The sequence below is a fragment of the Dyella sp. 01N448 genome (assembly GCF_056399225.1).
Genome location: NZ_JBFTQX010000008.1, coordinates 75,029 through 89,384, shown reverse-complemented (window position 1 = coordinate 89,384; position 14,356 = coordinate 75,029). Strand labels below are relative to the sequence as shown.

Sequence of the window (14,356 nt, the reverse complement as noted above, 5' to 3'; positions counted from 1 at the left end):
CCCAGCCCTCTCCCCTCCGGAGAGAGGGAGAAGTGTGGGACCGAGGGTTACTCGAGGATGATCTCCTCCGCCTCATCCCGCAGGTTATACGGCGAGGACATCACCTTGCCGTACGCCCCCGCTTGCGCCACCAGCACCACGTCGCCTTCCTGCGGCTCGGGCAGGCGGCGGTCGGTGCCGAGTACGTCGCCGCTCTCGCAGATCGGGCCGACCACCTGGAACAAGGCCGTGGCCGGCTCGTCCAGCCGCGTGAGGTTGACGATCTCGTGCCAGGCCTCGTACAGCGCCGGACGGATCAGGCTGTTCATGCCGGTATCGACACCGAGATAACGGATCTGGCCATGGCCCTTGCCCTTGGTCTGGGTGACCTTGGTGATCAGCACGCCCGCGTCGGCGACAAGGTAACGACCCGGCTCCATCCACAGTTTGTAATGTGGATAAGCGGCCTTTACGTCGCGCAGCACCTTGTCGAGCGCGGCGATATCCAAGCGCGCCTCTCCCGGATGGGACGGCACGCCAAGGCCGCCGCCGATATCCAGGAAGGTGACGCTGCCGATGCGCTCGGCCAGGCTCGCCAGCTGGCCGTACACCTCGCCCCAATGGCCATCGTCGAGGATGCCCGAGCCCAGATGCGCATGCAGGCCGCGCACGATGGCACCATGCGTATCGGCAAGACGAAGGAACGCATCGAGCTGCTCCACCGGCAAACCGAACTTGCTGCCACTGCCGCCCGTGCGCACTTTCTCGTGATGACCCAGGCCGCGGCCCAGATCAAGACGCAGCACCACTTCGCGACCGCGGAAAAGCTCGCCCCAGTTTTCCAGCTGATAGAGCGAGTCCAGCGACAGCGTGGCGCGCGTGGTGAGCGCCCACTCGTAGTCTTCGCGCGGCGCGAAGTTGGGCGTGAACAGCAGCGGCGCCGTTTCCGGCACCACCGCCATCACCGCCTTCAATTCGCCCGGTGACACGCATTCGAAGCCGAAACCCTCTTCGGCAAGCGCCTTCAGAATGGTCGGATGCGTATTGGCTTTGACCGCGTAATGCAGGCGATCCACCGCACCCAGCGTCTTCAGCTCGCGCGCCTGCTGGCGCACCGTCGGCAAGTGGTAGACGTAGCGCGGCGTCGCGCCCGCACCGATCTTGAGCAGCTCAGCGCGACGCTCCTCGCGCCACCACGAAGCCGCCGGCGGCAACACGTCGCCCGTGCCATACAACGCCTGCCAGCTCGGGCCGAACAAGGCACTGTCGTCGGTACGCAAGGCGCCCGCGGTGATCAGCAGTTCGTGCAGATGCGGCAGCAATTCGTCGACGACGTTTTCATCCACCACAAAGGTGAGATTCAAGTTGTTGGACGACTGCGAGATCATGTGCACGCGCAGCTGACCAAACTCCGCCAGCACGCTGGACAGCGTATGCAGCATCGAACGCATGCCGCGACCCACCAGGGTAATCGCCGCGCACGGCGCAATCACCTTCACGCGGCAGACCTTGGCCAGATCGCTGGCCAGGGCGGCGAGCGCATCGGAATCGAGCAGATTTTCCGTAGGGTCCAGCGACACGGTGACGTTGGTCTCGGCCGAACCAATCATGTCCACCGACAGACCGTGCTGCTTGAACTGCGCGAACACGTCGGCAAGAAAGCCGACCTGCTGCCACATGCCGACCGACTCCATCGACACCAGGGTGATGCCTTTGCGTGCGCTGATGGCCTTGACGCTGGGTGCATGCTCGCGCACCTCGGGGCCGATCAAGGTGCCTTCCAGTTCCGGGCGATTGGTGTCCTTGATCAGCAAAGGCACACGCGGCTCGCGCAACGGCGACAGGCAGCGCGGATGCAGCACCTTGGCGCCGGTGGAAGCGATTTCCTGGGCTTCTTCGTAATCCAGGCGCTGCAACAGGCGCGCGCTGGGAACCTGGCGTGGATTGGCGGTGAACATGCCGGCCACGTCGGTCCAGATTTCCACTCGCTGCGCTTTCAGCAGCGCACCGAAGTACGAGGCCGACGTATCGGATCCACCGCGGCCGAGCAGCACCGTGCGGCCCTGCGCCTCGCGCGCGATGAAACCCTGGGTGATAAACACCTCGCCCAGCTCGGCAAGTCGCGCATTGAGCGCCGGATCGGGCCGCGTTTCCACCATTGCCGAGAGCAGTTTGGTGCGCTCGTTCTGGTTGGGCAGCGCAATGGCGGCAAGGCAATCGCGCGCGTCGACCCATTGCGTGTCCAGACCGCTATGGCTGAGAAACGCCGAGCCCAGCGCGCTGGACATCAGCTCGCCATGCGCCTGCACGCGTGCCGACCAGGCCAGCTCGCCCAGCAGCGACGGGCCGTCTTCGGCCAGCTGCGCCAGTTCGGCGAGTCGGGCGCCGAGGGTGTCCGGAACCGCCAGCTGCATGTGATCGAGCAGGTCGTAGTGACGCTGTGCGATCGCCTTGGCAGCCTCGATGCGTTTGCCCTTGTCTTCCTGTGCGCACAGTTGTTTGAGTGCGTCGGTGATGCCGGAGAGTGCCGAAACGACAACCAGCACACGTGCGCCTTCGGCGCGACGGCTGGCTACCAGCTCCAGAATATTCTGCCAGCGCGGCAGGGTGGCGACACTGGTGCCGCCAAACTTCATCACGATCCAGGGAGCGTCGTTGGTGAGCGACGCGGGGCTTTGCGGGTTCACGGTTACCTTCGGTGGTGGTGGGGAAGACAATCTGGTGAGTGTTGCGCCGCAGCAGGAGGAATGCAACCTCTCGAAACAGTAGGCGTTTGGATGGCTAAATGCGGAGATGATTGGAAGTGCCGCAGTCAGCTCCCTCTCCCCTCCGGGGAGAGGGTTGGGGCGAGGGGCCAATCTAGCCTCAGTTTCTAGCCGAGCGAGAGCTCACGTTAGCAACGTTCGGGCAAGCACCCGCCCCTCATCCCGGCCTTCTCCCCGACGGGGAGAAGGAGAAGTGTGGTGTTACGCAACGACCACGGGAATCTTGCCAATGCGCCCCTGCCACTCCTTCGGCCCCGTCTGATGCACGGACGTACCAGCGGAATCCACGGCCACGGTCACCGGCATGTCCTCAACGGTGAACTCGTAGATCGCTTCCATACCCAGGTCAGCGAAGCCGACCACGCGCGATGCCTTGATCGCCTTGGACACCAGATAAGCGGCGCCGCCCACGGCCATCAAATACACCGACTGGTGCTGCTTGATCGCCTCGATCGCAGCCGGGCCACGCTCGGCCTTGCCGACCATGCCCAAGAGTCCGGTCTGGGCCAGCACCTGCTCAGTGAACTTGTCCATGCGCGTGGCGGTGGTCGGGCCGGCCGGGCCCACCACTTCGTCGCGCACCGGATCGACCGGGCCCACGTAGTAAATGAATCGATTCTTGAAATCGACCGGCAGCGGCTCGCCCTTGTTGAGCATGTCGACCATGCGCTTGTGCGCGGCGTCGCGGCCGGTCAGCAGCTTGCCGTTGAGCAGCAGCACTTCGCCCGGCTTCCAGCTGGCAACTTCTTCGCGGGTGACCGTATCCAGATTCACGCGGCGACCCTTGCTCGAGTCGTAGGTCAGCTTGGGCCAGTCTTCCAGCGACGGCGGATCGAGCGCGACCGGGCCCGAGCCATCCAGGGTGAAATGCGCATGGCGCGTGGCGGCGCAGTTGGGGATCAACGCCACCGGCAGGTTTGCCGCGTGGGTCGGGTAATCCTTGATCTTGATATCGAGCACGGTGGTCAGACCACCCAGGCCTTGCGCGCCGATGCCCAGCGCATTGACCTTCTCGTACAGCTCCACGCGCAGTTCCTCGATGCGGTTCTGCGGGCCGCGCGCGATCAGCTCCTGGATGTCGATGTGTTCCATCAACGATTCCTTCGCCAGCAACATCGCCTTCTCGGCGGTGCCGCCGATGCCGATGCCCAGCATGCCCGGCGGGCACCAGCCGGCGCCCATGGTCGGCACGGTCTTGAGCACCCAGTCCACGATGGAATCGGACGGATTGAGCATGGCGAACTTGGACTTGGCCTCGGAACCGCCGCCCTTGGCCGCGACGATCACCTCGACGGTGTCGCCAGGCACGATGGAGACGTTGATCACCGCCGGCGTGTTGTCCTTGGTGTTGCTGCGCTTGCCGGCCGGATCGGCCAGCACGCTGGCGCGCAGCTTGTTGTCCGGATCGTTATAGGCGCGGCGCACGCCCTCGTTCACCATGTCGTCAAGCGACATCGTGGCGTCCCAGCGCACATTCATGCCCACTTTCAGAAACACCGTGACGATGCCGGTGTCCTGGCACAGCGGGCGATGGCCTTCGGCGGCCATGCGCGAGTTGATCAGGATCTGGGCCATCGCGTCTTTGGCGGCCGGCGACTCTTCGCGCTCATAGGCAGCGGCGAGGTTCTTGATGTAGTCGACGGGGTGGTAGTAGCTGATGTACTGCAGGGCGTCGGCGACGGACTGGATCAAATCGTCTTGCTTGATGGTGGTCATGGCGGCTGCTTCGACTCCGGGGGATCAGGGCGCCGAAAACAGGGATGTCCGCGACGCACAACCCTTCTATTGTGCCGCAAATGGCTCCTGGGCTTGAAAAATACCCGCAAGCCGTTCTTTTTCCGGTCAAATGCTCGGCCAAAGGGCCAGCCGACTAGGCCATAGGTTGTAGGCGCAATAACTTGCGGTCGCAAATCAAGCAACTGCCTCGTTGTCGAAATTTATTACGCACCGGCGTTCACTTCCAGGATGCCCTGGTCAGCGCTAGCTTCGCCGCACCAGCGCGAGTGTCACTCCAGGGGGCGGGCTGGGATTTTGGGGAAAGCGATTACGTCCGTTTTACGGCCTCGCTGAAGGGCGCGGCGGCGCGCAGGGGCGTCGTCGATGCGCAGCGTCGGCTGTATCTACCCTGGAGAAACAACATGCTCTCGACGTTGCATCGCAAGTCGCTCGCGGTCTCTCTCGGCCTTCTGCTCTTCGGTGGCGCTACTTCGGTAGCGATGGCTGCCGGCAGTTCGTCACCGGCCGATCTCGGCCCAAGCAACACCAGCCAGAAAGTGAACGTTACGCTCGTACTGGGCCTTCGAAACCAGGCGGCGCTGGAGAGTCTGGTTTACAGCACGGTGACCCAGGGTAACCCCTCGTACCACCGCTTCCTCACCACCGATCAGTTTGCCGACCGCTTCGGCGCCTCGGCCAGCGACATCGCCAAGGTGCAGGCGTTCGTCAAGCAGCAGGGGCTCACGCAAGTGGAACTGCTGCCCAATCATCTCGCCATCAAGGTGAGCGGCACGGTCGGCCAATTCAATAAAGCCTTCCAGACGTCCATCCACGATTACCAGAGCGCGGATGGCACGACCTTCCATCGGCCGAGCAATCAACCCACCCTGCCCTCGTCGCTGTCGGGCACGCTGATTGTTGCATCGGGCCTGAGCACCGAGGCACGTTATCGCTCGCATCGCGTGTCGGCCTTCGAGCCCGTCGCGCCCGCTTCGGCATCGACGATGAGCCCGGCGGCCAGAACCGCTGCGGCGGCGCCTGCTGCGCCGCCCTGCACCGGCAATCCCACCGCCACCTGCACGCCCGGTGAGTTCACCGTGGGCGATGTAGCCAATCGCTACAACATCAATCCGCTCTACAAGGCGGGCGTGAACGGCAAGGGCTCGACCATCGGCATCGCCACGCTGGCGGATTTCCTGCCGGCCGACGCGTATAGCTACTGGAGCGCCATCGGCTTGTCGGTCAAGCCCAACCGCATCACCCAGGTGCATGTGGACGGCGGCGGACCGCTGAGCGGCCCGGCCGGTTCCGGCGAAACGTCGCTTGACGTAGAGCAATCCGGCGGCCTCGCACCGTGGGCAGACATCATCGTCTATGACGCGCCCAATACCGATGCCGGTTTCTTCGACGTGTTCAATCAGGCGGTGTCCGACAACAAGGTCGACAGTCTGTCGGTAAGCTGGGGTTCGCCGGAAATCCTGTATTTCCCGCAGACCGAAGGCGGCGTGGATTTCACTGATGAGCTGCGCGCCTTCCATCAGGTGTTTCTGGAAGCCGCGGTGCAAGGCATCTCGATGTTCGCCACCTCGGGCGACTCCGGCGCCTATGACACCGTACGCGGCTTTGGCGGCTCGCTGACCGATCCGGTACCGCCGCCGCTGACGGCGGACGCCCCGGGATCCGATCCGTTCATCACCACCGCGGGCGGCACCACGGTGCCCTTCAGTTACAGCTTCCGCGGCGGTCCGGTCGAATCGATCACCAAGGAAGGTGTCTGGGGCTGGGATTACATCCAGACCTATTTCAAGAAGAACCTGGGCCTCAACGTTGCCGTGTTCTCGGTGGGCGGTGGTGGCGGCGTGAGCGTGTTCTGGCCGGTGCCGCTGTACCAGGCGTTCACGCCCGGGATCAAGAAGAGCGAGAAAAACCAGCGCTGGCTGTTCCCTGAGTTCGGCATCGATTACACGCTGCCGGCCAACTACAAGGGCCGCAATGAGCCGGACATCTCGCTCAACGCCGACCCGGAAACCGGCTACAGCCTGGTCTCCTCGCTGGATGGCCCGGGCCTGCTCACCGGCTCAGGCGGCACCAGCTTCGTCGCACCGCAGCTCAACGGCATCAGCGCGCTGCTCAAGCAGGCCACGCGCGGTCGCCAGGGCTTGTGGAACCCGCAGATTTATCCGCTGCAGAACATCTTCGGCTACGGCGCTTTCTCGCCGTTCAACGACATCAAGTCCGGAGACAACTGGTTCTACAAGGGCGTGGGCGGGTATGAACCCGGTGCCGGCATCGGCACGCTCAACGTGACCAACCTGGCGCTGTTCATGACGGTGTTCTAAGCACCAGCGCCTGATCGTCGACGAAGGGCCGGCCTGTGCCGGCCCTTCTCTTTACTGCCCGGCCGGCCTGTGCCGGCCCTTCTCTTTTGCCGGCCCGACGGACGTCGAGGGCTTGCCGATACCGGCCCCAGTTGCGATGCTCGCTGCACTTTCCCGCAGCGAAGCCTTCATGACCGACACCTCGACGTCCGGCGGTTACGTCCGCCGCCTCCGACCGTGGGACGCGGCCATGATCGTGGTCGGCGGCATCATCGGCGGCGGTATCTTCCTCAATCCGTACGTCGTGGCGATGCGCACATCGTCCGGTCTGTCGCTGCTGCTGATGTGGATCGGCGCCGGCTTGCTGACCCTGATCGGCGCACTCTGCTATGCGGAACTCGGAGCGCGTCGTCCTCATGCGGGCGGCAGCTACGTGTACCTGCGCGAAGCGTTTGGCCCGCTGGCCGGTTTCCTGTTCGGCTGGAGCATGTTGCTGGTGATCTATTCCGGATCGACCGCAGCGGTGGCCACCATCTTTGCCAGCTACGCAGCCTCCCTGTTCGGCCTGCCCGCCAGCGCCGCCACCAGTCTGGCCATCGGCGCGCTGGTCTTTGTGGCACTGATCAACCTGTTCGGCCTGCGCCTGGGTGCCCAGGTGCAGAACCTGTTTACTTTGCTCAAGCTGCTGGCCGTGGCGGTGCTGGTGGTTTGCGGCCTGTTCCTGGCCGGCGTGAGCGGCCACGGCATGCTGGCCACCGACCCGCAAACGGCCGACGTGGGTTTCATGGGCGCCGCGCTGCCGGTGCTGTTTGCCTATTCCGGATTCACCTATCTCAACAACCTGGCCGGTGAGGTCAGCGAGCCGCAACGCACCCTGCCACGCGCCCTGTTCATCGGCATGCTGCTGGTGATCGCGGCTTATGCCCTGGTCAACCTCGCCTATCTCGCGGTGCTCGGCCACGCCGGCCTCGCCGCCAGCCGCGCGCCCGCGGCCGATGTGATGCAGCGGGTCTTTGGCACGGCAGGGGCAAAACTGATCGCGGTGGGCGTGGCGATTTCCGCGCTGGGCTTCTGCAATATCACCCTGGTGGCGGGTGCCCGCGTGCTGCAGGTGATGGGCGAAGACGGCCTGTTCTTCCGCAGCGTGGCCCGCCTGCATCCGAAGCACCACACGCCCAATGTCGCGCTGTTGCTGCTCTCTGGCTGGGCCATCGTGCTGGTGTGGTCCGGCAGTTACGGCCAACTGCTCGATTACGCGACCTTTGGCGACTGGCTCGCCTGCGCCTTTGGCGTCGGCACCTTGTTCTGGTATCGCCGCCGGGAAGGCGATCAAGCCAGCTTCCGCGTACCCGGTTACCCGCTGCTGCCGCTGATCTTCATCGCCACCATCGGCCTGGTGATGGTGCAAAGCCTGCGTAGCAGCCCCCTGAACACGGGCATCGGCCTGCTGATCATGGCCGCCGGCATCCCGGTCTACCTGGTCTGGCGACGCCTGTTCAGCCGGGTTACCTCCTAAGCATCGCGCTCCGATGCCACAATAAGTAGATATCCAAGGAGTTCTGTACCGATGGCGCAGTCGCAAGACCAGTTACCGACACCCGGAACAAGCAACACCATCGTGGCCGAGAAGGTGCGCGAGGGAGTCGATCTGGAGATCAATGGCAGGAGCTATCGCCACACCGGTGACGATCAGATGCCCCTGCTGTGGTATCTGCGCGACGTGCTGCGCCTTACCGGCACCAAGTACAGCGGCGAGCACGGCGAAGGCGGCTACGACCTGGTGCTGGTCGACGGCAAGCTCGCCTCGGCCACCACCCTGCCCGTGGCCAAACTGGCCGGCAAGGCCGTGACCACCGTCGAGGGACTGGCCGCGGCCGACGGCAAACTTCATCCGCTGCAGCAGGCCTTCGTCGACGAAGACGCCATTGGCTGTGGCTATTGCACCCCGGGTTGGCTGATGGCTTCGATCGATTTGCTGACGCGCCATCCGCAACCGAGCGACAACGACATCGACCAGTTGCCCAATCTTTGCCGCTGCGGCTGCCAGACCCACGTGCGCCTCGCCATCAAGCGCGTCGCCAAGGGAGCGCACGCATGAGCCGCGCGAACGACCACACGCCGCAGCTCTCGCGTCGACGTTTCCTGCAGGTGCTGGCCGGTAGCGCCGGCGCCTTGATCATCGGCATTCCGTTCGCGGACGCCGCCGACGCGCCGGTGCCCGCCGCCATGCTGGGCGACACGCTGTATGGCCTGGGCGCCTACGTGCGCATCGATGCGGACGGCAACATCGTGATCGGCGTGCGCGATCCGGACACCGGCACCGGCACGTCCACCTCGCTGGCGCGCATCATCGCCGACGAACTCGATGCCGACTGGACGCGCGTGAGCGTGGTCTCGCTCGGCCTCGGCGTGGAAGACGACAACGGCCAGCCGCGCTGGATCTACGGACACCAGACCAGCGGGCTGGGCGATTCCATTCCCGCTGCGTGGGCCGATCTTCGTGGCGCCGGCGCGCTCGCGCGCTGGCTGCTGCTGCAGGCCGCGGCGCGACGCCTTGGCGTTCCCGCCGACCGCCTGCGCTGCGAAGAGGGCAGCGTCATCGCACCCGATGGTCGTCGCTTCGGCTACGGCTCGCTCGCCGATGCCGCCGCCAAGATCGCCCCGCCCGCCACGCCGGTGCCGCCGAAGTCGCCCGAGCATTACAGCCTGATCGGCCAACCGGCCGGTGATATCGACGCGCGAGCTATCGTCACCGGCCAGGCGCCGTATGCGCTGGATACCTATCCGGCCGAAGCGCTGATCGCCGTGCTGACGCACTGCCCCTGGCCTGACGGCAGCGTGGAGAGCCTGGACACGACCGACACCATGGCGGTGAAGGGTGTCGTCAAGGTCGTGCAGATCAAACCGGAGGCGGGCATTCCGCTTGGCCAGACGGTGCGTTCGCCCGCCGTGGCCGTACTCGCTGAAAACACCTGGGCCGCCCTGCAGGGTCGAGCGAAACTCAAGTTGCAGTGGAAGGCCGGCGCACAAAGCGAAAGCAGCGCCTGGTTCGAACAGCAGGCCAGCGACGTTCTCAATGACAAGAACGCCCAGCCAGCCGCACGCGTGCGCAACGACGGCGACGTCGACGCCGTCGCCAAGAAGGCCGCCCGCCGGATGGAAGCGACCTACGTGCAACCGTGGCTGGCGCACGCCACGCCGGAACCGATGAATTGCGTGGTCCGCATCGACAAGGACGGCGCCGTGCTGGTGGTGCCGACGCAGGCGCCGCAGAAGGCTTGGAAAGTCGTGCAGCGACTCACTGGCCTCGCCCCTGCGCAGATCGAAATCCGTGTACCGCGCGTGGGCGGCGGCTACGGCCGTCGCCTCGATCACGATTACGTCGCCGAAGCCGTGATGCTCGCCAAGGCAGTCGAGAAGCCGGTCAAGCTGATGTGGACGCGCGACGAAGACCTTACGCAGGATTTCTATCGCTCGGCCACCGTGCACAAGTTCAGCGCCACGCTGGACGGCAAGCGCCAGGTCACCAGCTGGAACCAGCGCATGGCCAGCGCCTCGGCGCTGGCGCAGCGCGGCGTGGCCGACAACCGCCTATGGACGTCCGAACTGGATGCCCATCAGTTGCCGGCGGGCCTGGTGACCAACTTGCGCAGTGACTGGTATTCGCTGCCGTCGGCGATGTTGCGCGGCCCTTCGCGCGGCATGCCGAACGTCAACAATGCATTCGCCGTCGAGAGCTTCGTCGACGAGATCGCGCAATCGCTCAAGGAAGATCCGCTGGTCACGCGCCTGCGCCTGATCGGCGAGCCGCGCGTCATCCCGCTCGGCGACAACCGCACGCTGGACACCTCCCGCCTGATCAATGTGCTCAAGCTGGTGGCCGACCGCATCGAGTGGAAGAACTGGCTGCGCACCGTCAATGGCCTGGGCATCGCCTGCTGGCACGTGGACGGTGCCTATGTGGCGCACGCGATCGAGACGTCCCTCCAAGGCAATAAGCTCAACATCGAACGCGTGGTCTGCGCGGTCGACGTGGGCCGCGTGATCAACCCCACCGGACTGGAAGGCCAGGTCGCAGGCGCCACGCTCGATGCGCTGTCCACCGCGTTGAATCTGTCGATCAGCTACAAGGACAGTCAGGTGCAGCAGCGCAGCTGGAAGGACTACCCGCTGGCGAACATGGCCCAGTTGCCGGACACCACCGAAGTGATCATCGTGCCGGGCGATCGCGATCCCACCGGTGCGAGCTTCCTGGGCATGCCCACGGCAGCGCCGGCCTTGGCCAATGCAGTGTTCCGCGTGAGCGCCGTGCGCGTGCGTCGCTTGCCGCTGCTGAAAGAAATGCTGCGCATGCTGTAACGGTCAGGGAGCCGCCCGGCTCCCGCGTCCTGACGAGTAGCCTCACGCGAGAGCGCAGGCTACCGGGCACGGAAAGCTTTGTGACGAAACCGTGCACGAAAACCCGCAAGATGACAGACGCATTTGAGTAATTTCACGGACGCGCGCCGCGAAATTCTGCCCTAGGATGCCTTCACTCGGCGCTACTCAAAGTAACGCCGTTTGCGTGCCTGGGGGTAAGAATGCGTCGACGCGTTGGCTTGTTCCTCTTGCTCTGCCTGTGTGCCGTGCTGCCCGTCTGGGCGCAATCCGCACCGCCTCCTGCGTCGGGCCGATGCATCGGCTTGGTGCTTGGCGGTGGCGGCGCGCGCGGCGCGGCGCACATCGGCGTGCTTGAAGTACTCGAGCGCGAGCACATCCCGGTCTGCCGTATTTCCGGCACCAGCATGGGCTCCATCGTGGGAGGCATGTACGCGGCCGGTTATTCGCCACAGGAAATGCACGAGATCATCACCTCGCTCGACTGGGACGACCTGTTTTCAGACAACCCCGCGCGCGGCGAACTGCCGATGCGCCGCAAGGATGCCGATTACCGCTATCTGCTCAATTTCGAAGTGGGCTACAAGAACGGCCACATCATCACGCCGGCCGGCGTGGTGCAGGGCCAGAAGCTGTTGCTGTTGCTGCGCCGCCTGCTGATTTCCACCTGGAACGTGCACGACTTCGATCAATTGCCCATACCGTTCCGCGCGATCGCCACCGACATCGTGGCAGGCAAGGCGGTGGTGTTCGGTTCGGGCGATCTGGCGCTGTCGATCCGCTCCAGCATGTCCGTGCCCGGCGCCTTCGCGCCCACCAATGTCGATGATCTGCTGCTGGTCGATGGCGGCCTGATGGACAACGTGCCGATCGATGTTGCGCGCAGCATGGGCGCCACGCAATTGATCGTGGTGAACGTCGGTTCGCCGCTGGCCAAGCGCGAGCAACTGAGCAATCCGCTGGCCGTGCTCAACCAGATGGTGAGCGCGTTGATGGAAGACAAAACCCGGCAGCAGCTCGCCACATTGGGCAGCAACGACATCCTGATCACGCCGGCGCTCGGCGACATGAGCGCCGCGGAATTCAATCGCGGCACCCAGGCCATCGCCATTGGTCGCGCCGCCGCCGAAGCGGCGCTGCCTCGGCTGAAGGCGCTGTCCGTGGGTCCGGAGGAATGGGCGAGCTACACCGCACAACACCGGCAACGAGAGTTCGACCCTGGACTGGTCGCCTTCCTCAAGGTGGACGCCGCGCACACGGACACGGCTCAGTATGTCGACGAGCGCCTCAGCAAGGACGTCGGCAAGCCGTTCGATCCGAACAAGCTGGAAGAACAAATTGGCAGCATCTACGGCCGCGGCAACTACCAGCAGATCGACTACCGCCTGCAGCAGCAGGGCAATGATCGCGGGCTGTTGATCATTCCACGCGACAAGCCCTGGGGTCCGCTGTACGGCAAGCTCGGTTTCGAGTTGAACGATGATTTTGCCGGTCGCAGCGAGTACCTGATTTCCGCGGAAATCACCGCGACCAACCTCAATCGCCTCGGTGCCGAATGGCGCAGCACCTTGTGGGCCGGGCGCATCGGCGGTGTGGCCACCGAGTTCTATCAACCGTTCGGCCAAGGCGCATCGACTTATGTGATGCCTTATGGCCTGCTGCGCAACGAAGACTTCCCGGTCTTCACCTCCGATGGCGACAGGCAGCTGGCGGAATACCGGATCAAGCGCAGCTATCTGGGCTTCGAAACAGGATGGTCGCCGTTCTCCTATTGGCGCGTGCTGGCCGCCTATACGCGTGGACGCGACAAAGGCGATTTGCGCATTGGCGACCCCGGGGATTTTTTCAACGCGCAGCAGGACTATAGCCAGGCCAAGGTGGGGTTGGATTGGGACAGCCTGGACAACGCGCAATTTCCGTCCAAGGGTGCGCATATCAACCTGTCCTATGACATGTACCGGCCGTGGCTGGGCGGCAATCAGACCGGCGACGTGGCGCAATTGAACGCGGACTGGGTCCCCGATTTCGGACTGGCGCAGTCCCGCTATCACCTGCTGCTGGGTCTGCGCGCCACCAGTGCCCTCTCGCATGACGCGCAGATGGACCGGTTCTTCGAGGCGCAGCAGTTTCTGGGCGGCTTCCTGAATCTTTCCGGCTTCGCGGAGCGCTCGCTGCATGGCGACCAGGCCGTGCTCGGTCGCGCCGTGGTGTACCGGCGCACCGGCCAGATGGACGCGCTCTTTTCGACGCCGATCTATATCGGCGCAAGCCTGGAAGCGGGCAATGCCTGGCAGAGCCGCAGCCAGGTCGACCTGGGTTCGCTGATCTATGCCGGCAGCATGTTCCTGGGCGTACAAACGCCCCTGGGGCCATTGTTCCTCGGCTATGGCTACGCCCAGGGCGGCCACAATTCGGTCTATCTCACTTTCGGTTCGCTGCTGCGACCCTCGCCATGAGAGTGGGCGTCAATTATCGCGAAGTCTCCACGAACCCCACCGCACAATCGCTTTGCCACCCGCCCGTTGGACGGGCCTTCCAGGAGCCATCGCCATGAAAGCGTTGCGTCTGCTCGTGATCGTCGCCGGCCTTGTGCTGAGCGCGTGTTCCAACGTCAGCATCACCAGCCAGTGGCGCGATCCGTCGTGGCCGGGACCGCCTGCAACCAACGTGGTGGTCGTGGGCATCTCGCGCAGCGACACCATGCGCCACGTCTTTGAGGACACCTTCTCGCAGCAGCTGCAGGCCGCAGGCATCCAGGCCGCCCCCAGCTATACGCAGATACCCGCAGGCACCACCGGTGCGATTGGTCTGCGCGACCTGGTCAAGTCCAGCGGCGCCCAGGCCGTGCTGGTGACGCGCGTGCAACGCGTGGAGCAAAGGGTCAGCGTCACGCCGAGCGGCCCGATGTATGGCGGCTTCTATGGCTGGTACGGCGGCGCGTGGGCATCGACCCCCGACGTGCAGCAATACGACGTGGTGACGCTGGAAACGAGCGTGTGGGATCCGCGTTCGGAGAAATTGATCTGGACGGTCACTACCCAGGGGATCGGCATCAACGACATTCCCAAGGCGACCACACAGCTTGCGCAAGCGCTGATTCCCAAGCTGAAAACCGACGGCATCCTGCGCTAAACGCGCGATGCATGGGTGAGTGACGGCACTGCGCCGGACCCCACCACGCCAAGCGGGCGCCGCCGACGT

General features: G+C 64.6%; 8 protein-coding genes. 6 read left to right on the top strand and 2 right to left on the bottom strand.

The genetic code is table 11. From position 1 onward, the window contains the following. Positions 1-47 precede the first annotated feature (47 nt). Positions 48-2,666: a bifunctional aspartate kinase/diaminopimelate decarboxylase gene (locus AC1DKY_RS15100; protein WP_441611269.1), complete on the bottom strand. Its 2,619-nt coding sequence runs from the start codon at positions 2,664-2,666 to the stop codon at positions 48-50. A gap of 279 nt (positions 2,667-2,945) precedes the next feature. Beyond that, entirely contained in the window at positions 2,946-4,460 is a 1,515-nt protein-coding gene (locus AC1DKY_RS15095) for a fumarate hydratase (RefSeq protein ID WP_441603086.1), read from the bottom strand. A 422-nt stretch (positions 4,461-4,882) separates the two neighbouring features. Between AC1DKY_RS15095 and AC1DKY_RS15090 the strand changes: the two genes are divergently transcribed. The 6 genes from AC1DKY_RS15090 to AC1DKY_RS15065 all read left to right on the top strand — a co-directional run bounded on the left by AC1DKY_RS15090 (position 4,883) and on the right by AC1DKY_RS15065 (position 14,287). Continuing rightward, the gene (locus AC1DKY_RS15090) at positions 4,883-6,799 is read left to right on the top strand and encodes a S53 family peptidase (RefSeq protein ID WP_441603087.1); all 1,917 of its coding nucleotides are present in this window, start codon (positions 4,883-4,885) and stop codon (positions 6,797-6,799) included. A gap of 169 nt (positions 6,800-6,968) precedes the next feature. Next, positions 6,969-8,294: an APC family permease gene (locus AC1DKY_RS15085; protein WP_441603088.1), complete on the top strand. Its 1,326-nt coding sequence runs from the start codon at positions 6,969-6,971 to the stop codon at positions 8,292-8,294. Between the two features lie 51 nt (positions 8,295-8,345). After that, positions 8,346-8,876 carry a (2Fe-2S)-binding protein gene (locus AC1DKY_RS15080; protein WP_441603089.1) on the top strand — a complete coding sequence of 177 codons (531 nt, stop codon included), beginning with the start codon at positions 8,346-8,348 and terminating at the stop codon, positions 8,874-8,876. Next, positions 8,873-11,137, top strand: a complete 2,265-nt coding sequence (locus AC1DKY_RS15075) for a xanthine dehydrogenase family protein molybdopterin-binding subunit (protein ID WP_477179990.1) — start codon at positions 8,873-8,875, stop codon at positions 11,135-11,137. Before AC1DKY_RS15080 ends, AC1DKY_RS15075 begins: the two co-directional genes overlap by 4 nt. Before the next feature lie 221 nt (positions 11,138-11,358). Continuing rightward, the gene (locus AC1DKY_RS15070; RefSeq protein ID WP_441603091.1) at positions 11,359-13,611 is read left to right on the top strand and encodes a patatin-like phospholipase family protein; all 2,253 of its coding nucleotides are present in this window, start codon (positions 11,359-11,361) and stop codon (positions 13,609-13,611) included. 94 nt (positions 13,612-13,705) lie between these two features. Further along, positions 13,706-14,287, top strand: coding sequence for a DUF4136 domain-containing protein (locus AC1DKY_RS15065; RefSeq protein WP_441603092.1), 582 nt, complete (start codon positions 13,706-13,708; stop codon positions 14,285-14,287). The last annotated feature ends 69 nt before the right edge of the window (positions 14,288-14,356 follow it).

Bases quoted from the DNA above. Each gene is read 5' to 3' on its own strand.
- AC1DKY_RS15085 (WP_441603088.1), top strand. From the start codon at position 6,969: ATGACCGACACCTCGACGTCCGGCGGTTACGTCCGCCGCCTCCGACCG.
- AC1DKY_RS15065 (WP_441603092.1), top strand. From the start codon at position 13,706: ATGAAAGCGTTGCGTCTGCTCGTGATCGTCGCCGGCCTTGTGCTGAGC.
- AC1DKY_RS15070 (WP_441603091.1), top strand. From the start codon at position 11,359: ATGCGTCGACGCGTTGGCTTGTTCCTCTTGCTCTGCCTGTGTGCCGTG.
- AC1DKY_RS15080 (WP_441603089.1), top strand. From the start codon at position 8,346: ATGGCGCAGTCGCAAGACCAGTTACCGACACCCGGAACAAGCAACACC.
- AC1DKY_RS15075 (WP_477179990.1), top strand. From the start codon at position 8,873: ATGAGCCGCGCGAACGACCACACGCCGCAGCTCTCGCGTCGACGTTTC.
- AC1DKY_RS15095 (WP_441603086.1), bottom strand. From the start codon at position 4,460: ATGACCACCATCAAGCAAGACGATTTGATCCAGTCCGTCGCCGACGCC.
- AC1DKY_RS15090 (WP_441603087.1), top strand. From the start codon at position 4,883: ATGCTCTCGACGTTGCATCGCAAGTCGCTCGCGGTCTCTCTCGGCCTT.